Origin of the sequence: Streptococcus mitis (assembly GCF_003942695.1) — a bacterium.
Taxonomy (GTDB): Bacteria; Bacillota; Bacilli; order Lactobacillales; family Streptococcaceae; genus Streptococcus; species Streptococcus mitis_BD.
Genome location: NZ_RJNU01000007.1, coordinates 80,398 through 100,356, shown reverse-complemented (window position 1 = coordinate 100,356; position 19,959 = coordinate 80,398). Strand labels below are relative to the sequence as shown.

Below are 19,959 nucleotides of genomic sequence, written 5' to 3'. Positions count from 1 at the left end.
TACAGAAGCTGATGCGCTTTGGCTAGCTGATACTGATGCTGAGTCGCTTGCACTTGCTGAAGCACTTTGACTAGCGCTTGCTGAGCTTGATGCTGATTGGCTCGCACTGATGCTTGCTGATACAGATGCTGAAGCACTTTGGCTTGCACTAATTGACGCAGAGTGGCTCGCGCTTGCTGAGATAGAAGCTGAGTTCTGGTTGTTAGATGCTGAAGCTGAAGCACTTTGGCTTGCGCTTACTGATGCTGAAGCTGAGTCGCTTGCACTTGCTGAAGCACTTTGACTAGCGCTTGCTGAGCTTGATGCTGATTGGCTCGCACTGATGCTTGCTGATACAGATGCTGAAGCACTTTGGCTTGCACTAATTGACGCAGAGTGGCTCGCGCTTGCTGAGATAGAAGCTGAGTTCTGGTTGTTAGATGCTGAAGCTGATTGGCTTGCACTTACAGACGCTGACGCTGATTGACTCGCACTTACAGAAGCCGATGCGCTTTGGCTAGCTGATACAGATGCTGAGTCGCTTGCACTTGCTGAAGCACTTTGACTAGCACTTGCTGAGCTTGATGCTGATTGGCTCGCACTGATGCTTGCTGATACAGATGCTGAAGCACTTTGGCTTGCACTAATTGACGCAGAGTGGCTCGCGCTTGCTGAGATAGAAGCTGAGTTCTGGTTGTTAGATGCTGAAGCTGAAGCACTTTGGCTTGCGCTTACTGATGCTGAAGCTGATTGACTTGCAGATACTGATGCGCTTGCTGATTGGCTAGCTGATACAGACGCTGATTGACTCGCACTTACAGAAGCCGATGTGCTTTGGCTAGCTGATACAGATGCTGAGTCGCTTGCACTTGCTGAAGCACTTTGACTAGCACTTGCTGAGCTTGATGCTGATTGGCTCGCACTGATGCTTGCTGATACAGATGCTGATGCACTTTGGCTTGCACTAATTGACGCAGAGTGGCTCGCGCTTGCTGAGATAGAAGCTGAGTTCTGGTTGTTAGATGCTGAAGCTGAAGCACTTTGGCTTGCGCTTACTGATGCTGAAGCTGATTGACTTGAGCTTACTGATTGGCTTGCTGATTGGCTAGCTGATACAGATGCTGAGTCGCTTGCACTTGCTGAAGCACTTTGGCTTGCTGTTGCTGAGCTTGATGCTGATTGGCTAGCACTGATGCTTGCTGATACAGATGCTGAAGCGCTTTGGCTCGCACTAATTGACGCAGAGTGGCTCGCGCTTGCTGAGATAGAAGCTGAGTTCTGGTTGTTAGATGCTGAAGCTGAAGCTGATTGACTTGCACTTACTGATGTTGAAGCACTTTGACTAGCTGATTCTGATGCGCTTGCTGATTGGCTAGCTGATACAGAAGCTGATTGACTCGCACTTACTGATGCTGAAGCCGATTGACTTGCGCTCACTGATGCACTTACGCTTGCACTTGCTGAAGCACTTTGGCTTGCTGTTGCTGAGCTTGATGCTGATTGGCTAGCACTGATGCTTGCTGAGATAGAAGCTGAAGCGCTTTGGCTCGCACTAATTGACGCAGAATGGCTCGCGCTTGCTGAGATAGAAGCTGAGTTCTGGTTGTTAGATGCTGAAGCTGAAGCTGATTGGCTTGCACTTACTGATGTTGAAGCACTTTGACTAGCTGATTCTGATGCGCTTGCTGATTGGCTAGCTGATACAGATGCTGAGTCGCTTGCACTTGCTGATGCACTTTGGCTCGCATTTGCTGAGCTTGATGCTGATTGGCTCGCACTGATGCTTGCTGATACAGATGCTGAAGCACTTTGGCTTGCACTTACAGATGCTGAAGCTGAGCGACTTGCTGAAGCACTTTGGCTAGCTTTTGCTGAGCTTGATGCTGATTGGCTTGCACTTACAGATGCTGAAGCTGAGCGACTTGCTGAAGCACTTTGGCTAGCTTTTGCTGAGCTTGANGCTGATTGGCTTGCACTTACAGATGCTGAAGCTGAGCGACTTGCTGAAGCACTTTGGCTAGNTTTTGCTGAGCTTGATGCTGATTGNCTTGCACTTACAGATGCTGAAGCTGAGCGACTTGCTGAAGCACTTTGNCTAGCNTTTGCTGAGCTTGATGCTGATTGGCTCGCACTGATGCTTGCTGATACAGATGCTGAGTGGGATTGATGTGCACTAAGCGATGCACTCGCTGAAGCTCTTTGACTTGAGCTTACTGATTGGCTTGCTGATGTCGACTTAGAGATGCTACCGTTACCATCAATAGTCATTGAGAAGCCTCTTATCGGGAATCTCCTTTGATTTGTTCCCTCATTTTGCAGTGCTGCAAAATATGTAAGTGATTGAGGATTCTCTGGAACAGTACCATAAACTCTCATCTTAACATCAGGGCCACTAGAAGTAAATTTATATGTTATCCAGTCACCATTTGGTTTAATCCGTCTGTAGTTATCTATCAGAGTTAGTTTAGCTGGATGTACAAATTGGTTTGTAGAGTTTCTGTGATGGATAGTTACAGTGAAATTGAACTTTTGACCAGGTTGGAGAACAACATTCCCAGGTCCATCTATGACCTGAAGTCTCGGAGCCCAATCAAATCCTTCATCACCTGGTTGTGGCAACCTACGGAAACCTGAATAACCAGCACTACGGAAACCTGACTGACCAACTTCTTTTGGTGAAGAATTTACTGTCTTGTCTGCTTTTTGGTCTTCTTCAGCTTGCTTGGTTGCGTCCTTGCCTTGGGCTTGGTTCTTATCAGCTACCACACCAGCTGCGATATTGTTGCTTGTCGTTGCTGCTTGGCTTGCGCTAAGAGCTGCACTAGCCAAACTTTGGTTAGCACTACCTGATACAAGACTTGCCGCAGGGCTGACCTTAAGGTTGAGCGATGCAGAAGCTGAGGTAGACACAGAAGCCTGAGCTGATGGTTCGCTAACAACTGATGTACTCTCAACTACAGAGGCAGGTGCTTGAGCGCTTGCTGACTCTGATGGTGCAGAGCTTACTGATGCAGATGCTTTTGCACTTACTGAGACTGATGTAGGAGCTGAGGTTGATTGACTCGCTGACTCAGATGCTGGAGTAGTTGACTGACCTGCTGATGTTGAAGCACTTGCAGATGCTGACTGACTCGCTAAAACTGACTGACTTGCTGAGGCAGATTGACTGACTGAAGCCGACTGACTCGCACTCGCTTGAGCCTCAACAGATTGACTGACTGATACAGAAGCTGTTGCAGATGCTTGTTCTGCTTGAGCTTTCTTTACTTCTGCTTGCGCTTGAGCGATGATTGAGTTAGTACTTGTTTCAGCTGCTTTCGGTTCAGCTGCGATGACTGCTTTATCCGTTTCTTTGTACTCAGATGTTTCATCTGCGTATACAGTTTGCTCTTGAGTCATCACAAATCCTGCAGCCCCCGCGGCCAGGATTCCCCCTATACCCGCTAGCGTGTTAAGACTAAGGTGTGCGTGATCAAGTTCTTCAGTGTCTGATAGGGTACTAGAGACAACTTCACCCATCCCACCGATACGGAAGAGATCCAATTGAGAGTTCGAGGCTTTTACCCAGTTTTTACCCGACTTGTAAAGCTTATAACGCTTTTTCTCATCTACGATCTCGAAATCTTTATTAAATTTTTTACTTCGAAACATTCGATTCCTTTCTTTTATCCAAATGCGACCCTTTGTTAACCTCATGATCATTAACAAAGCGTAGTTGCGCTGCCCTCTCAAAACCAAAGCCAATAAAAGCCGCAGTCAGTCTCAGTTTTTATCCCTTTGACTCAGAAAAAGCAGATTCCATCTGGGATATACCAGTTGCTTTTATCTAGTATATACCATTTATCATTTTACCAAAACGGCTCCTCCTTTTCAAGTATTTATACTCGAAATAACCAATGAAAACGCCTAATTTTTACCTAAAATTCGCTTTTAAGGCTCAAATAATTGAAAGCGTTTTATTATCTTTCGAAATCCCTACTCCCACCCTTTCACACTAGTTCACTTAGACAAGGACAAAAAAACCTTGACGAGCAAATCGTCAAGGTTCATCTTTTCTGGAGACCACCTCCATCCAGAAAAGTTCCTAAAAAAAGCGTCCCAACTGCATGAGTAGTGTGACCAAAAGAGTGACGAGAAAGAGAACTCCGCCCAGCACGGCAATCATGCTAAAATCTTGCTTTTCCCTTTTTAGGGGTTTCTTTCGATTATCTAGCTGTTCTCGTATATGTTCTTGTAAAATGCCATTGTCCTTGTTAGACATGTGCTCCTCCTTTTCTATTGATAGAAAGGAACTTGCTTTCATCGAAAGCAAGCCCTTGTCTTATTAGCTTATAAAATTGCCTTGTAGGCTTCCAGATCAGCCTGATTCGCCGCCTGTTTTTGCTTTGCAAGGGCAGCCTCCATCTCAGAAGGAAGAGAGAGAACTCCCTGAATCTTGCCTACCATGGCTGATACATTTTCCACCGGATAAATGTGGCTTTCTGCAACGAAACGACGATTGTGGCAAGTCGTTTCAAAACTAAGAATCAGCATATTATTCTCAAAAGCTGTTCGACTACCATTGAGAATTTCATCACTGATATTGATATCCAGATACAAGTCACAACGAGCAAAAAGTTCATCCACCTTAGCTGGACGAATATTAGGGTAGAGGGAAATATTCGGATAGCGATTTAATTCCATTAAACGACTTGACATCTCAGTAATCGCTCCAATATGGAAATGAACATTTGGTAATTGAGTCAAAAGTGATTCAATTTGCTCGATTTGGTCACTATTCGTCAGGATCAAAGCTTCTGGATTCATATTATTGAGGCGATGGTATTGATAGAGATAACCAACATTGCGGAAGTAACTCTTCTCTTTTGGTGTCGCAAGCTTGAGGATCTTATCATAAACTTGCTTGTCCTGTACTGCGATACGGATGTTGCGATGAGGCAACTGCATCGCTGCTTTCATGTTACCCGGCAACTCCTCTCCAATTGGCTCCTGCCAGAAGAGAATATCCTCTGCTCGTCCTTCTTTCGGAGTCAGACCAACAGCTACTAAAAATGGTGTTGCTAGAGAATTGTAGATAATGCGATCTGTATCATACCCACGATATCGCAAGTAAAAGATTACAAACTCTTGCTTAGAATTGAAAATATGGCGTTTTCCATCAAGAGTTAAGACAATATCCTCTGTTAGATGATTTTCCATAATCACCGTTACGTTATCTTGATTAAAGTAGCCTGTATGAGTTGGACGTTGGGCATCATCATAGGTAATCTGTGCAAAGAGACGTCCCTTGCGATTGTAAATGTCTGCAGCGCGTACACGACCCTGATCATCCAACCACTCGACTGCACGAACGCGACGTTCATGTGTCGGTTGACGGTAAAAGATATTGGCACGTTTCTTACCCATATCCAAGATTTCACCATTAACATTGCTCGAGCGAATTTCCCACAAATGAGGCTTCGGAACAAGGTTAAAATAAAGAGGTAGATCGTCCTCTGAAGCCACATCTCCAGTAAAGTAACTGTAAGGCGACTCGACATCAGGTGCGAGGTAGCCATCGTCTCGGATCACGACAACAGGGCAGTCTAGTCCAGCTGCCTTAAGTGAACGTAGTAAATCAAAACTCGCTTGATCATAGCGTTCAAATAAACAAATCATAGTGTTTATGCCTTTCTTTTCGAATCCCTACTGATGCTGTGCAGATTGAACAAGATCATACCAACGTTGAGCGATATGCTCATCAAGATATGGTTCTGCCACCTCGTAGGATACACGGGATAGATCTTCTTGGGAATGTTGAGTAAATAGCTGGACAATCTTTTCTGCGTATTCCGTTGTCATTGCATCCAAATCATCTGGACGCGCCTCAGGAATCAAGTAGCCATTTTCCCCATCACGGATAAAGGTTGGATTTCCATAACGTACATCAAAACCAATAATTGGCAGACCAGAGCCAACCGCCTCTAACAAGGTCAAACCAAACCCTTCACTTGTGGAGGCAGAGAGGTAAGTAGAGTAATTTCGATAAACATCTGCCATGTGGTGATGCCCCATCAGACGGATATAGTCTTCTGCATTTAACTCATGAATCAACTGCTCCAACATGGCTCTTTCGCCACCCGTACCATAGATATCAAAAGTAATTTCAGGTAATTGCTCATGCGCCTTCGCTACGGAGTGAATCAACCAATCAATGTGCTTTTCACTGGCTAGGCGCGAAGCTGTAATCAATCCAAACGGCTTGCGCTCGCCTTCTGGATGACGCAATTGATCCAGACTTCCCACTGGAATAGTCAAGATTTCCTTTGGTTTGATGTTTGTATATTGAGCAAATTGTTCCTTGAGTAGGTTCGTTTGCGCATCGGTCGAGTTAATGATATAGTCCACTTCGTCAGCATATTCGAACTGATACTCATAATAGTTATTCCATAAAATATAGTCTTTCTCAGCAGGATTTTCACTAAAGTGGTCTGCATGAACGATTACGACTAGCTTTGCAGCACCCCTATTAGCAAAGATAGCTTGACCAATATCTGTCTCTCGGTCTAAAATCAATAAATCTTTGTCCGTCAGAGACAAACTTCTCATAAAATGCGCGACAAACTCTTGCTTAGAATAGAAAACATGATTTGGGAAACGATAGACTTGCGTTTCCTGTCTACCATCGACTTCATTGATGATTTCTTCATAGGCCACACTACCATCTTCATTGAGCCAGGTACGTTGATATAATTGCGCATGACCATTCATCGGACTAAAATACTCGACAAAATTCTTCGTATAAGTGTAGTACTCTTTTTGAATCAGGCAACCACGCGAAACAATTTCGGCGCGTTCAATCAACTCTTTATCCATATCACAGGCATAACAAGTTACAAAATCACCATCACCAAATACTAGTCGAATCGTCTTCATATCGGTGTCGCGGATAATTTCGAGAGGCTCTTTATCGAAACTCGCTAAGACCTGCGCTAACGTATAGGTCGTCGGTGCAATTTTGACATCTGTAAAATGCTGATAAAGCCAGATAACCTCAGAATCTTCAAAGCCGATATTCTTTGTCAAATGTTCAATGTTATCAGCAGATATGAAATCCATAAAGATGAACTTCGCTTCTAAGCCAACACTACGAAGCAATTTTGCACGGTAGATCTGCGCATATTCTACACCGCTACTCGCCCAGCCAATCCCCAAATTGATGTTATAAATTGTCATATTTGATTATCCTCTTACAAAAAGTTATCTCGTTTAATTCTTGAAAGACGTTTGATTCTCTTGCCCTTATCATCATCTAACTTATCTTCGTCTTTCTTTTTAGGTTTTGCGCGACGTGAAGTGATGTAGCTGACAGAGATGGTACTATCTGTTCCTGTTTTTGCAAGGGGTTGTTCGAGATGGATTTTCTCTCTCTCAGGCACCACCTCTTCTTTCTCCTTAGCAACTTCTTCTGGTCTATCAAGTTCTTTACGCAATTCTTGAATTTTTTTGATATCTTTTGGTTTACCATCGATATCGTCCAGTTCTAGAAAATCATCAATTCGACTGATAATATTTTTAATTTTTTCTTTTTGTAAATTATACAATCTCTCAGCCTCTGCCCGTTTTTTGGTCAGAGTATCGATTTCTTCGAGAATAGATTCTCTCGTATCCAAGTAGTCTTTTTGTGCCTTTTCTAAAACTTCTTTAGCTTCTTTTTCGGCCCTATCATGAGCTTCAATGACAAGAGATTTGGCATAAATGACTGCTTCACCGATCTCTTTTTCTTGATTCTTCATAGAGTCGATTTTTTTACGTAGAGATTCGATTTTTTCATTCTTCTTTTGAATTTCACGATCGAATCCTTCCTCTAATGCTTCGATACAATCTTCGACTTCCTTAGCACGGTAGTTACCGAACAATGTTTTCTTCAGTCTCATTTTGCTCCCTCTATTCCTTACTTATTCTGATTTACACCACTACTCCCCATTGTAGCATAAAATAGCGCAAATTGCTATTCTTTTCTAAGCTCCAAATAAGGAAAATATCCTAAGCTGCTATCAAGCAAAACCCGAACTTAGCTTAAAATCCATCTATTTCTAAAAAAATGTCTGATTGATAGATCAGACATTTTCAAAAGTAAAAATACGAACACTACTTCTAGGGTAGAAGAAATTCAGTTATTACTTCCTATTTTAAAAATTTAGTTCCGTCCAAGTAAGCGGTGTATAGCCAAGCAATTCCACACCATCATACTCGACTGTTTTCACGATCTCTTGGATGTTTGTTTTCAATTCTTCAGTTGCTACGCTATTTGAATCATCCAAGACCACATCATCTTCCACGACGAAGAGTGGTTTTTGGTAACGATCGTAAAGATTGTTCATCACGAGACGAAGTCCCACAGAATCAATGCGATTTTGATTTTGGCCATTACTTGCATATTTGTTGATAAAAACTTCTTGGGAATTGCTTGATGCATAATAACTGAAGCTGACAAAGTCAATTTTCCCATCTCTTAGAACAAAGAGGTCGTCGTTTTCAATATCCAAGGCGATTTGATCACGTTCTAAACGACGCAAAAAGTGATTTGGGTAGTATCCACGAACTTGCACGTCTGTAAACAAATAATTTTCCCTATCTTTGACTTCTGCTTCCATTACATCAATAGCATTTTCAGTTTGCTGACTGTAGTTTTTACTAACAACCATCATCCCACCAAACTGAAACTCTGGGTTGATTGTTTTTCCGAGCTTGATTGCACGTGCAGAAGCAACTAATTGATAATGAGCTGCTTGCCAAATCACCTGTTCTTGATTGTCATCTGCTCCAAAAGACAATCCTCCACCAAGAAACGGCAAATGGTGCAAAACGTTGAACTCATTGAAGGTAATCCAATACTTCACTTTGTCCTTAAAGTACTGAAAGACAGCTTCTGCGTAACGCTCAAAGAGTTCAATCATCTTGCGGCTTTTCCAAGCTCCATATTTTTCGTATAGATTCAGCGGAAGGTCAAAGTGACTCAAGGTCACAATCGGTTCGATATCTTTTTCTAATACGTCGTCGATGATTGCTTCATAATATTTCAACCCCTCTTCACTCGGCTGCAGCTCTTCACCATTTGGAAAGATGCGTGCCCAAGAAATCGAGATTCTATAGGCATTAAAACCCATTGATTGAATTAAATTCAGCTCTTCCGTATAATCTCTCTGAGCTACTGAAGCAAATCTCCCTAGGATATCATAAGATCCTAAAGGTACATTTTTATAGTCAACTGTTCCATTCAGAACTTCTATCCGAGACTGGTCAACTGGTAATACATCTGTAGTACCCAAACCTTTGTTACTATTTGACATCATATTTCTAATCATAGTGGCTCCTTTTGATTTTTATTATTTCTATTTAATGATTGCAAGTTCTGTTTAGAAGGATTTCTCATCTTCCCTTTTTTGAGTAATAGCAGCCAAACCAGACAATTCACTTGCAACATTTCTTAAGTCACGTGCTAGGGGCTGCGAACCTGGTCTGAGTAGGTGATAGAGTTGGCGTTCCGTCATCCTTAAATTTGTTCCATTTGATTCTGAATAGTGAGACAGATGTTTCAGAGAGTCTTGCAAATCTACATTCTTTATTGATTCCTCTCTATTTTCAAGCTCCTGTTGCTCCTCAGCAATATGTGCTTGAGATGATTCTTCTTCAAAAATTTCAGGCATCATCACTTCTTGCACTTTTTGCTGGTGAGTTAGAGGGCTCATATCCAGTTCAGAGAGGCTCTTATACAGACGTTCCGAAGCATGCAAGTCATGCGCGAATACTTCTGTCTCCGCCACACTCTGTCTGTAGGAACCAAATTCTGATTCTAACATACTATAGGACTGAGATAAGGATGCCTTCCTTAAACTCACCGAATCAGCTACACTCTGACTTTGACTTAAGGATTCAGATATTTGTTGGCTTTGACTTAAGGATTCGGATTCACTGGTATAGAGGATTTCGCTCAAACTTAACGACTCGGACTCAGAAAGTAGATGAGAAATCATCTCACTCAAGGAAAGAGATTCAGAAAGCGATTCCCATTCACTCTGGCTCAAGCTATAAAACTCAGACTCGGAGACACTCTGACTCGCTTGCTCTGATTCGGAGTAGCTCCACCACTCTGATTCTGAAGAGCTTTGAGATTCAGAAAGCGATTCCCATTCACTCTGGCTCAAGCTATAAAACTCAGACTCGGAGACACTCTGACTCGCTTGCTCTGATTCGGAGTAGCTCCACCACTCTGATTCTGAAGAGCTTTGAGATTCAGAAAGCGATTCCCATTCACTCTGGCTCAGACTATAGAACTCGGACTCGGAGACACTCTGGCTCGCTTGCTCTGATTCAGAAGAACTCCACCACTCTGATTCTGAGTGACTTTGGGATTCGGAAATCGATTCCCACTCACTCTGGCTTAAGCTATAGAACTCAGACTCGGAAACACTCTGACTTGCTTGCTCTGATTCGGAGTAGCTCCACCACTCTGTTTCTGAGTGACTTTGAGATTCGGAAATCGATTCCCACTCACTCTGGCTCAGGCTACAGAACTCGGACTCGGAGATACTCTGACTCGCTTGTTCTGATTCGGAATAGCTCCACCACTCTGTTTCTGAGTGACTTTGAGATTCGGATATCAATTCCCATTCACTCTGGCTCAGACTATAAAACTCGGACTCGGAGATACTCTGACTCGCTTGTTCTGATTCGGAAGAACTCCACCACTCTGATTCTGAGTGACTTTGAGATCCGGATATCAATTCCCATTCACTCTGGCTCAGGCTATAGAACTCAGACTCTGAAATACTCTGACTGGCTTGCTCTGATTCGGAAGAACTCCACCACTCTGATTCTGAGTAGCTTTGAGATTCCGAAACGGATTCCCACTCACTCTGGCTCAAGCTATAGAACTCAGACTCGGAGACACTCTGACTTGCTTGTTCTGATTCGGAAGAACTCCACCACTCTGATTCTGAGTTGCTTTGGGATTCGGATATAGATTCCCACTCACTCTGGCTCAGGCTATAGAACTCCGACTCTGAGACATTCTGACTCGCTTGTTCGGACTCGGAAGAACTCCACCACTCTGCTTCTGAGTTGCTTTGAGATTCCGAAATGGATTCCAACTCACTCTGGCTCAAGCTATAGAACTCCGACTCTGAGACATTCTGACTCGCTTGTTCGGACTCGGAAGAACTCCACCACTCTGCTTCTGAAGAGCTTTGGGATTCGGATATGGATTCCCATTCACTCTGGCTCAGACTATAGGACTCTGACTCGGAGACACTCTGGCTGGCTTGTTCTAATTCACTCAAGGAAAGAGACTCTGAGTATGCAATACTTTCACTCAAAGAGAGCTCATCCGTCCCCTGACAAAGAGACTCCCCTGTCAAATGCTCAGAAACAGAGAGGCTATCAACCAAGGAAAGGGACTCAAATTCAGATTCTGAAGAAGAGACCACTAATGAGTAGTTCTCAGACATGGACTCTCGAAGCGAGAATCCTTTTGCTGATATACTCTGGCTAAACGACTCACTGTACGAATCTGCGACAGAAAGGCTGAGGGAAGCTAAAGCGCTAGTTGACAAGCTCTGACTAACATCTCTTATCAAGTCAGCCACTCCCAAACTGTTCCTTTCCTGAAAGTCTTCTAAGGCTTCCATGACAGAAACTGATTCTGTTGGTAACTCAAGATCTTCACTAGCACTCAGAATAATTTCCTTTTGCTCTTTGAGTTTTCGACTAACCAGCTTTGATTTAGTTGCATCCAGGCTACGGTAATCACTATCTTCCCTACCCTTTTGCTTAAACTTTGATATCAAACGTTTAAATCCCTTTAGCTCTTCGTTATTATTTTTGCTCATAATATGATTTTCTCCAAAAATACAGTTATATCATCATTATAAAGTCTACAACAGAATCTGTCAAAGCATTAGCCAAAGAAAACTTCTAACTTCCCAGAAGGCTTTATATTGATGTAACTCAATGCCATGTTTTTTATAATGTTCAGATTTATATCTGCATTCATTCTTTTGTATGATTTAAAAGCTTCTTTATGAAACTCAAAGACAGGATTTTTTTGGGCATATCCTTGACTAGACACCAAACCTTGAAATTGCTGTAAATAGTCAACTTGCTCAACCCAACAGTCATCTATCGCTCTCAAAACGACAGTTCGTTGAAATTGATTGAACAACTCTGAATCCTTGATTTTATCTTTTTTCTGCTGGTACTCTGAAACAAGGAGGTCAGATAAAAACTTTTTAACTTGCCGTAAATCCGTGACATCTAGATCATCTGGAATATCCTCGCAGTAATAACTAATGTTATCCAAAACAAAGCGAAATAAATCCGCCCGCTCTTTAAACGGTGTTTTACTTGTATAAATGTCCACTGCATCCGATAGGATAGACAAGAAATAAGTCAAATCAAAGTCTGGATGAGAGATGAGCTTATTACGCTTATTGTAGATAATCTGTCGCTGAATACGGATACTTTCATCATATCGTTCCGTTGAACGTCTGGAAGCCGCTGACGCGTTATCACTATTCTTCTGAGCCTCTTCAACCGCGTGTCTAATACGACGAGAGGTCAAATGAATCTTTTGTTTTTCCTCTGGTTTTGCAATTTCTTTATGATAGTACTCACTAATCCATTTGCTACCAGACTTGGAAATAAGATCATCCTCAAGAGAAATAAAGAATTTACTTAATCCTGGAGCGCCTTGTCGTCCGGCACGACCGCGAAGCTGCAAATCCACTCGCTCACTGGACATTCTCTCTGTTCCAACAACAGCAAGTCCACCCAACTCAGCAACCCCTTCTTCCAAGATAATATCTGTTCCACGACCTGCCATTGATGTTGCTACCGTCACTGCAGAACGTCTACCAGCCAGTGCGATCATCTCAGCCTCTTTCGCTGCATTATGGGCGTTCAACACATTATGGGCGATTCCCTCTTGGAGTAAGAGCATAGAATAAATCTCAGACATTCCAACCGATCCTGTCGCAATTAAAACTGGCTGACCTTTTTTATGTAATTTTTTGATATACTCCAATGAAGCATATAATTTTTGAGGAATCGTGAGATAGATTTCATCTGGATAATCAATTCGTAAATTGGGTTTTCGTGTAGGAACAACTACGACTCCCAAGTCGTAAACGTCTCTGAACTCCTCCTCACAAACTTTACCAGTACCCGTCATTCCTGCTAATTTTGGAAACATTCTAAATAAATTTTGATAGGTAATAGAGGCCATCGAACGCGTTTCCAATGTGATTTTCACACGTTCTCTGGCTTCTAGTGCTTGGTGTAGTCCTGATTGGAGTTTATTTCCTTCCAAGAGACGTCCTGTCGCCTCATCCATCAGTTTAACTTCGCCATTATCCACTGTGTACTGACGATCTTTTTCAAATAAGTGGTTAGCTCTCAAAGCTAGGTTAATTTGGCGAATGAGCTGGTAATTATCTGGATCATAGGCATTCTGAACACGGAAATAAACCTCTGCTTCCTTCACTCCTTTTCTCGTCAACCATACAGACGTCCGAGTGGAATCTAGATTAAAATCTTCCCCTTCTTTTAGAGTTTTTACAAACTCATCACACGAGAGAAAGAGATTGGATTGAACCCGAGGAGAACCTGAAATGATTAGGGGCATCTGCGCACTATCTAGCAAGGCTGCATCTACTTCATCGACCAAACAAAAATAAAATTTTGGCAAAAACTTCTTTGATTGAGATGTCGCCAAGTTTTCTTCTAGGTAATCAAACCCTAACGCACTATGTGTTGTATAGACAATATCATTCTTATAGATTTGTTGTTTTTGAGGAATTTTAAGTTTTTTTGTCGGATCGTCCGAGACACCAACTCCAACTGTCATTCCTAAAAATCGAAAAACGGGTGCCATTTGTTTAGCATCACGCGCTGCCAAATATTCATTGGCCGTGACTAGGATTGTACTTTTTTCCGTCAAAGCATTTAGGTATAAAGGAAGGATAGCTGTCAAGGTTTTTCCTTCCCCTGTTCTCATTTCTGCAATCTGATTGTCTTGCATAACCAAGGCCCCTAAAACCTGAACATCATAAGGATATAATCCTAATACACGCTTGGCTGCCTCACGAATGGTTGCATACGCTTCCGGCAAAATGGACTGCAAGCTTTCTCCTCCAGAAAGGCGTTCTTTAAACCATTTTGTCTGAGCTTGCAGTTTCTCATTTGACATAGCTGCGTAACTATCAGATAGTTTATTAACCTTCTCCAAAATCTTTTTGTAACGCATTAGTTTATAGGAGTTGGTCAAATTGAATCGTTTAGTTTTCATTCTCTCTCATCCACTCTTCAATCTTTTCCAAGTCAATCGCTTGAAGTAAAAATGACTTATCTAATAAATATTCAATGTTTGCTAGTTCACGTGGTCTAGTCTTCAAGTCCGCATATTCCTTAACTTTTGTCGGATTAAATTGCTGTAGCAATAATTCTTTAAAAATAGGCGGATTTACTCGACTACGGTAACGTTCCAGCAAGCGTTGATAGTCTAGTTCGCTTAAAAACTCATCCGTCACAAGAGCGTATGAATTTCCAAATTGTTTGGAGTAATGCAAGGCCGCAATATTAGAAATCGCTCCATAACCAACAAAAGCCACTTTTTCAAAAAGATGCTCTTGCGCTAATTCTTCAATCGTTTCAAGCAAGGTTTCGTAAAAACGTTCCTCCATGTATAGGAGCGCTTCTCTATAAGACGAATTAACAATCAATACATTTGAGAAATGTTCACGAACACGTTCTGGAATAAAACCTGTTCGATTGAGTTCAGGTTCAGTAAAGCAAACATACATCGTTTCTTTCTCGGAATCCTGATGAAGCAAATCAGAAATCCAGTAGCGATCCACTGTATAATCCGCCAACTGCTCCTCAGCAACATAAATCCCTTCAAAAAGGAAGCGATGACAACCCGAGCTGACTAACTGCACCTTATAATATTGTGTATTATCTGGAACGCATACGCTGACTCTCTCTCCCTGTTTAATGATCTGATTCGAAATTTCTTCGTCTCGAGCATCCATAAATTCAACTTTTAAGTATGTTGAATTTTCTGGGATGGTTTCTATATGACTGCCAAAAATATAGTTTTGCCCACGTTTCAATTCAGGAAGCTGACTCGTATTGCGTAAGGCCTGATAGTTTGCCCGTGAATGCCATTCATGAATAACTGTCCCCGAAGGCATGAACTGGTTTTCATACAAAACATGACCACCATCTAACAGTTTGACAGATGAACCGTATAGATACTGAGATACGCTTTGGATATCCCAATAAGCAAAATAGACTTCTTCCTTGTATCTCACGATTTAAACTCCCTTTCAAAACTATTCATTAATAGCGTTTTATATTGATTAAAGAACCATTCGACAATACCTTGTGTATCGTCGTTGTGTCGTCCAGTCAATCCCTTACTGATAACGCTGACGCGGTAATCTCGCTGTCCTAACTCATCCAGCATATCAGGATAGGCCGACATATCATAGTCATCTTGATACATAAAGGAGATAATGAATTTTGTTCTTGAGAAATCAGCTGACTCAAAAGCCGTCCAGAAACGTTCGTTAAGCTGAGCTGTAGCTCCACTTGATAACTCCCCTATTGTGCGGTACACCAAATCCAGTGACGTTGGAAATCCTCCCGGACGAATAGTTGACTCATTTTCTGCCATATCTCCTAAGTTGACAAGAGGTTTTCCGACAATGACGGCATGAGGTTCCAACTTAGAACTATAGTAAAGGGCGCCAAAAGTACCCATTGACAAACCTGACAAGGTCAGTTGTTCCTTCGTAAAACCGAGTTCATCTAAGCAGTTATGAACCACTTGGAGAAGTTTTTGTTCGAGCTCCTCCGATCCAAGATAGAAAGCGCCCCCCTCTGAACGCGGATCCCCTACTAGTAAGAATGGCGATCCCAAATTATTCATCATCCAGTACCCCTCGAATCCCTCTGCGGGACGGTACCCTGAAAAATAGATGTTCAACGGTGGTTTCAAATCTCCTGGATGGAAGAAATAAATCAGTTCTTCTCTATTCTTATCGCTAATTCGTTTTCCTCCGACTAACAAGTCTCCATAGCCTAGATGGGAGTCTCGATAGTGGCAGGGACCAAGTTTTACAATTCCTTGTCCTTTTGCTTGAATACTGATACTCAAATAATACGAATCATTTACATCTAACGTCAGAGGCCGATCAAAGCTCGTTTCATCATAAATCCATTCTTGCATGGGAGAATTTCCAGCTGGAAAACCTTTGACAACGTAGCGGATCGAACAACCTTCTGAAACCCTGAACTCAGGCCACAGATCTAAGGGCATCTCCCCACTCAGAAAAACATTATGTTGATAGGTCGCAATAGTCTGATAATCTTCACCATATCGGCCACACAAACGAAGGTAGTTTGTCCCTTCATAACTGATTTGACCCTCAAAAGATGGTGCAGCGACTAGATGATTAACACTTAGTTTCGTTCCATTTTGCTTGGAGAAAAAACCACGTGAAAATATATGTAGCATCTGCTCTGGATTTTCAAAATTTGTTTTCACAGCTTTTTTGCGCAAAAGAAATCGTTCCAGCGTTTTTGTAGTGATTTGACAACGCTCATGATAGAACAGACGGTAAACCTGAATTTTCTGATCCAAGATAGTGACATACTCTAAATATTCAGCAGTATCTACCAACACGACATCAAACGGTCTGTCTACTTTTTTCTTTTTTTTCCCGTTTTCCGCCTCAACTTCTCTATTTAAGATCCCGATATCTTCTGGCAATAAAGAGACGATGTCTTCTGGTTTGACAAATGTCCATTTTATATTACTAGGAATTTCATATTGCTCCTGCCAATTTTCATCAGCAATTTGCAAAACACTAATTTTTTTCATTTCCTTTTAATTCCTTTATGGTATTTTTCCACATATCGACAATCTCACCCCTTGTATACTGTTCAATCTTCTTGACTGAGTGAACTAGAGATTGATTCCAATGTTCTAAGTTTGTGAGGTAGTATAAGAGTGCCTCTTCAAAATCTGAAATATCATCTAGAATCCAACCATTTTCTCCATGCTTCACATAAGAAGAACTATACAAGTTAACCTGAGGGATCCCTCCACTAATGCCAGCGATTTGAGTCAACACATCAGCTGGAGTTCCCAAATCTAGTATAATACGAACGTACTTCAGAACTTTAATCAAATCGCTGTCGCTATGAATGGTTTCAATATCAATCCGTTCGCGAACAATCTCCTCTTCATCATCAAGAACTCGGTTTTCACCTCTTGCTCTTTTCTCTTTATCAACAAAAATCAATTCTTGTTCATATTCTGGCTTAAGTGATCGATAGCTTTCTAGTACCTGTTTTATATAGGCCTCTCGACCAAAATCCTGACTTTGTGTTCCAACCAGCAAGTCAATCCATTCATTTTTCAACATCATTTCAAACAAAGTCGTAAACACATATTGAATTTGATCTGCTGGTAGATTGTCGTAATTGACGTAAACAATTAACTCTTTTTTTCTTTGACTATGTCCTAGGTTTAGATGAGTATCATAAGGCGGAATCTCATAAAATCCTGGCAACTGTTCTAGATCCACATTAGCTGCTATCGTTTCAATTTTATTTAAACTATCAACAACGAAGAACGGCGTGTCTGTCAAATCCGTTAGCAGCTGCTCCTGGTTTGTGATTGGATAGCGATCTCCAAAAAAAGACAAGATAACATGATGGTTTTCCTTAACCTTTTGGAAAAAGTGATTGTGCTGTACATCTGACGAAATCACAATCGTATCATCCTTGGTTAGCGCAGAAGTTAGATACTGATCTAGTTTTTCATTGATCAATTCTTCGATATCTTGGTAAACTTCTTTTGCAAATGTAGCCTGCGCCTCAGGGTTAATAAGTACTTGATGATTTTCTGTGCTCAAAAATTCCCTAAACTGCCATGTACCTTGTAAATTTAAATAATCTTGGTAGTAAGGCTGATCATTTTCAAAATAGATGACACTTGAAACAAATCCACGATCATCAAAAATTAGCTGATGATTTGTCTGCCCACCCTCAAAATAAGTAATATCAAAGAAATTACCTGTTTGTGAAAAGTTAATTTTAGCATAGTGTTCTTGATTTAAATATACCTCAATCATAAAAGGAGTATAGAAGAATTCTACTCCTTGAGGCCATTTAATATCTTCCAGACGAATTTTACGTACAGATACATCCGTCAGACCTTGTATGGTATCAAATAGATTCCATACAGTTTCTGGCAATATTCTTTGCTGATAAAGAAAGGTTCGAATATGTGGTGAATAGTTCAAAATCAGAGTGGTATTTGCCTCTCCTGATTGCTGAAACATTCGCAGCAAATTCACCGCATCATCAAACATCATATTTTTAGACACGTAATAGAAAGGCAGGGTGGTAGAATACCATTTCCGATCTTGTCTATACCAAGATGGTACAAAGTAAAACATATCCCTCTATTCTCCTTTAAATTCTAATTCTTTGTGGTAGTAAGTCCCAATTCTCAAGATACGTATTTCTTCATGCAAAGGCAAGAGCATACTGACTAAAATGATCAATGTACTTGGTATAGTCAAAAGCAAATTTGGAAGAGGTAGGAAGAAATTAATGAAATAGGGTAAACCAATAAAAACGATCAGGTAGAGTGCTCCTACGTTAGATTGTAAGGAAATGTAATGTTTCAAAACTTTTAAAGTTGCTTTCCCAGGCTGGATATAATCTAGGTATTCTCCTTGACGTTGTAAACGTTTCGCTGTTTCTTCTGGTTCCAAGTTGATATAGGCAAATAAAATTGCAAGAAGATAAATAGCCAGCAGATAGAAGGCCAAACTTAAGGGTTTTGTAAAATCAAATAAACTACCAAAATTTTTCGTAAAACCATGGCCAAACCAGTCTAATACCAACTGAAGCAACATAATAACACTCGAGGCATACATAATAGGCATTCCCCCAGAGGGAAGAAATTTGATAGGGAGGTAAGATTTACCATAGTAACGACTACTTAACATGACTCGATTTAGAGGCAAACGAATTTCAGCTCTCTCGCAGACCACGGCAATATAGCCCAAGAGCAAAAATGAGATCGCCGCACCTACTAGAAAGGCTAATCCTTCTTTAGACAAAACAGATTGTCCTATCAATACCACTAATTGGTTAGCAAATTGTAGCAAAATTCCTGAAATAATAATAATTGTCTGCCCGCCTACTCCCTTGCTAACATTCAAACTAGCCAACCAGATAATAACAAAGCTTCCTGCTACAACAGTTGCTAGTACAGTCATATTATAAATCCAATCATCTACAAGAAGCAAAAAGCGTCCATTTTCCGAACGAGCCGTGTACATAACAGCTATTCCCTGTAACACGGAAAAAATCAAAGTGAGAATCTTTTGCACAAAATCCGCTTTTTTCAATGACCATGATTGTATATTCCAACTTTTATTCAAGTTGATGACCTGCCAAACGATCATCGTCGTAATCCAAGGACCTAGTCCCAGTGAAAACATAGAAATCTGAGAGACATCCACTCCTGCCAAGGAATACAAATAGGCCAAGGGATTTTGCTCAGTTATTTGTGAAAAACCTGTATTGCCATTGTATCCTGGAAGTAAAATATGGCGACCAAGTAAATAGATCGCAATGATCAAAATTGTAAAAATTGCTCTTCGGAAAAAAATACTTGTTCGTTTCTGTTTCTTAAGACCGAAATGTTTCATCTGTCATCCTTTATTCTTTATATTTAGCAAGTCTTGCGATCATTTTCTAGCAATGTTCATGTACCATCGTAACAGCAAGACAACTCAAGAAAACAGGCTCATCCCACTGATAATCAAGATAGGATTAACTGGCTTACCATGATATTTCACCTACGAAATACAGGAGCACCTCATGAGTGTAAATCTACTTGGAGCTTCTCTTCTA

12 protein-coding genes are annotated in these 19,959 nt (G+C 41.3%); all 12 read right to left on the bottom strand.

All coding sequences use genetic code 11. From position 1 onward, the window contains the following. Window positions 1–3,630: KxYKxGKxW signal peptide domain-containing protein (locus tag D8852_RS06675; protein ID WP_185755592.1), on the bottom strand; the 3,630-nt coding region annotated here is incomplete at its 3' end. A 433-nt stretch (window positions 3,631–4,063) separates the two neighbouring features. Next, complete coding sequence (locus D8852_RS06670) at window positions 4,064–4,240, bottom strand: XRE family transcriptional regulator (protein ID WP_084945370.1); 177 nt, start codon at window positions 4,238–4,240, stop codon at window positions 4,064–4,066. Window positions 4,241–4,308: 68 nt separating this feature from the next. After that, entirely contained in the window at window positions 4,309–5,637 is a 1,329-nt protein-coding gene (gene gtfB / locus D8852_RS06665; protein ID WP_125425082.1) for an accessory Sec system glycosylation chaperone GtfB, read from the bottom strand. Between the two features lie 27 nt (window positions 5,638–5,664). After that, window positions 5,665–7,194 carry an accessory Sec system glycosyltransferase GtfA gene (gene gtfA, locus D8852_RS06660; RefSeq protein ID WP_125425081.1) on the bottom strand — a complete coding sequence of 510 codons (1,530 nt, stop codon included), beginning with the start codon at window positions 7,192–7,194 and terminating at the stop codon, window positions 5,665–5,667. Between the two features lie 14 nt (window positions 7,195–7,208). Beyond that, window positions 7,209–7,895, bottom strand: coding sequence for a hypothetical protein (locus D8852_RS06655; protein WP_004246484.1), 687 nt, complete (start codon window positions 7,893–7,895; stop codon window positions 7,209–7,211). Window positions 7,896–8,150: 255 nt separating this feature from the next. Further along, window positions 8,151–9,326 carry a family 1 glycosylhydrolase gene (locus tag D8852_RS06650; protein ID WP_125425080.1) on the bottom strand — a complete coding sequence of 392 codons (1,176 nt, stop codon included), beginning with the start codon at window positions 9,324–9,326 and terminating at the stop codon, window positions 8,151–8,153. Between the two features lie 51 nt (window positions 9,327–9,377). Continuing rightward, the gene (locus D8852_RS06645; protein ID WP_125425079.1) at window positions 9,378–11,849 is read right to left on the bottom strand and encodes a hypothetical protein; all 2,472 of its coding nucleotides are present in this window, start codon (window positions 11,847–11,849) and stop codon (window positions 9,378–9,380) included. Between the two features lie 68 nt (window positions 11,850–11,917). Further along, window positions 11,918–14,305 carry an accessory Sec system translocase SecA2 gene (gene secA2 / locus D8852_RS06640; RefSeq protein WP_125425078.1) on the bottom strand — a complete coding sequence of 796 codons (2,388 nt, stop codon included), beginning with the start codon at window positions 14,303–14,305 and terminating at the stop codon, window positions 11,918–11,920. Next, the gene (asp3, locus tag D8852_RS06635) at window positions 14,295–15,329 is read right to left on the bottom strand and encodes an accessory Sec system protein Asp3 (protein ID WP_125425077.1); all 1,035 of its coding nucleotides are present in this window, start codon (window positions 15,327–15,329) and stop codon (window positions 14,295–14,297) included. The genes secA2 and asp3 overlap by 11 nt, the downstream gene beginning before the upstream one ends. Then, window positions 15,326–16,903 (bottom strand): accessory Sec system protein Asp2, encoded by a 1,578-nt coding sequence (gene asp2 / locus D8852_RS06630; RefSeq protein ID WP_125425076.1) that lies wholly within the window; start codon window positions 16,901–16,903, stop codon window positions 15,326–15,328. Before asp2 ends, asp3 begins: the two co-directional genes overlap by 4 nt. Further along, window positions 16,890–18,488: an accessory Sec system protein Asp1 gene (gene asp1 / locus D8852_RS06625; RefSeq protein WP_125425075.1), complete on the bottom strand. Its 1,599-nt coding sequence runs from the start codon at window positions 18,486–18,488 to the stop codon at window positions 16,890–16,892. Before asp1 ends, asp2 begins: the two co-directional genes overlap by 14 nt. A 6-nt stretch (window positions 18,489–18,494) precedes the next feature. Beyond that, window positions 18,495–19,754 (bottom strand): accessory Sec system protein translocase subunit SecY2, encoded by a 1,260-nt coding sequence (locus D8852_RS06620; RefSeq protein ID WP_125425074.1) that lies wholly within the window; start codon window positions 19,752–19,754, stop codon window positions 18,495–18,497. Window positions 19,755–19,959 lie beyond the last annotated feature (205 nt).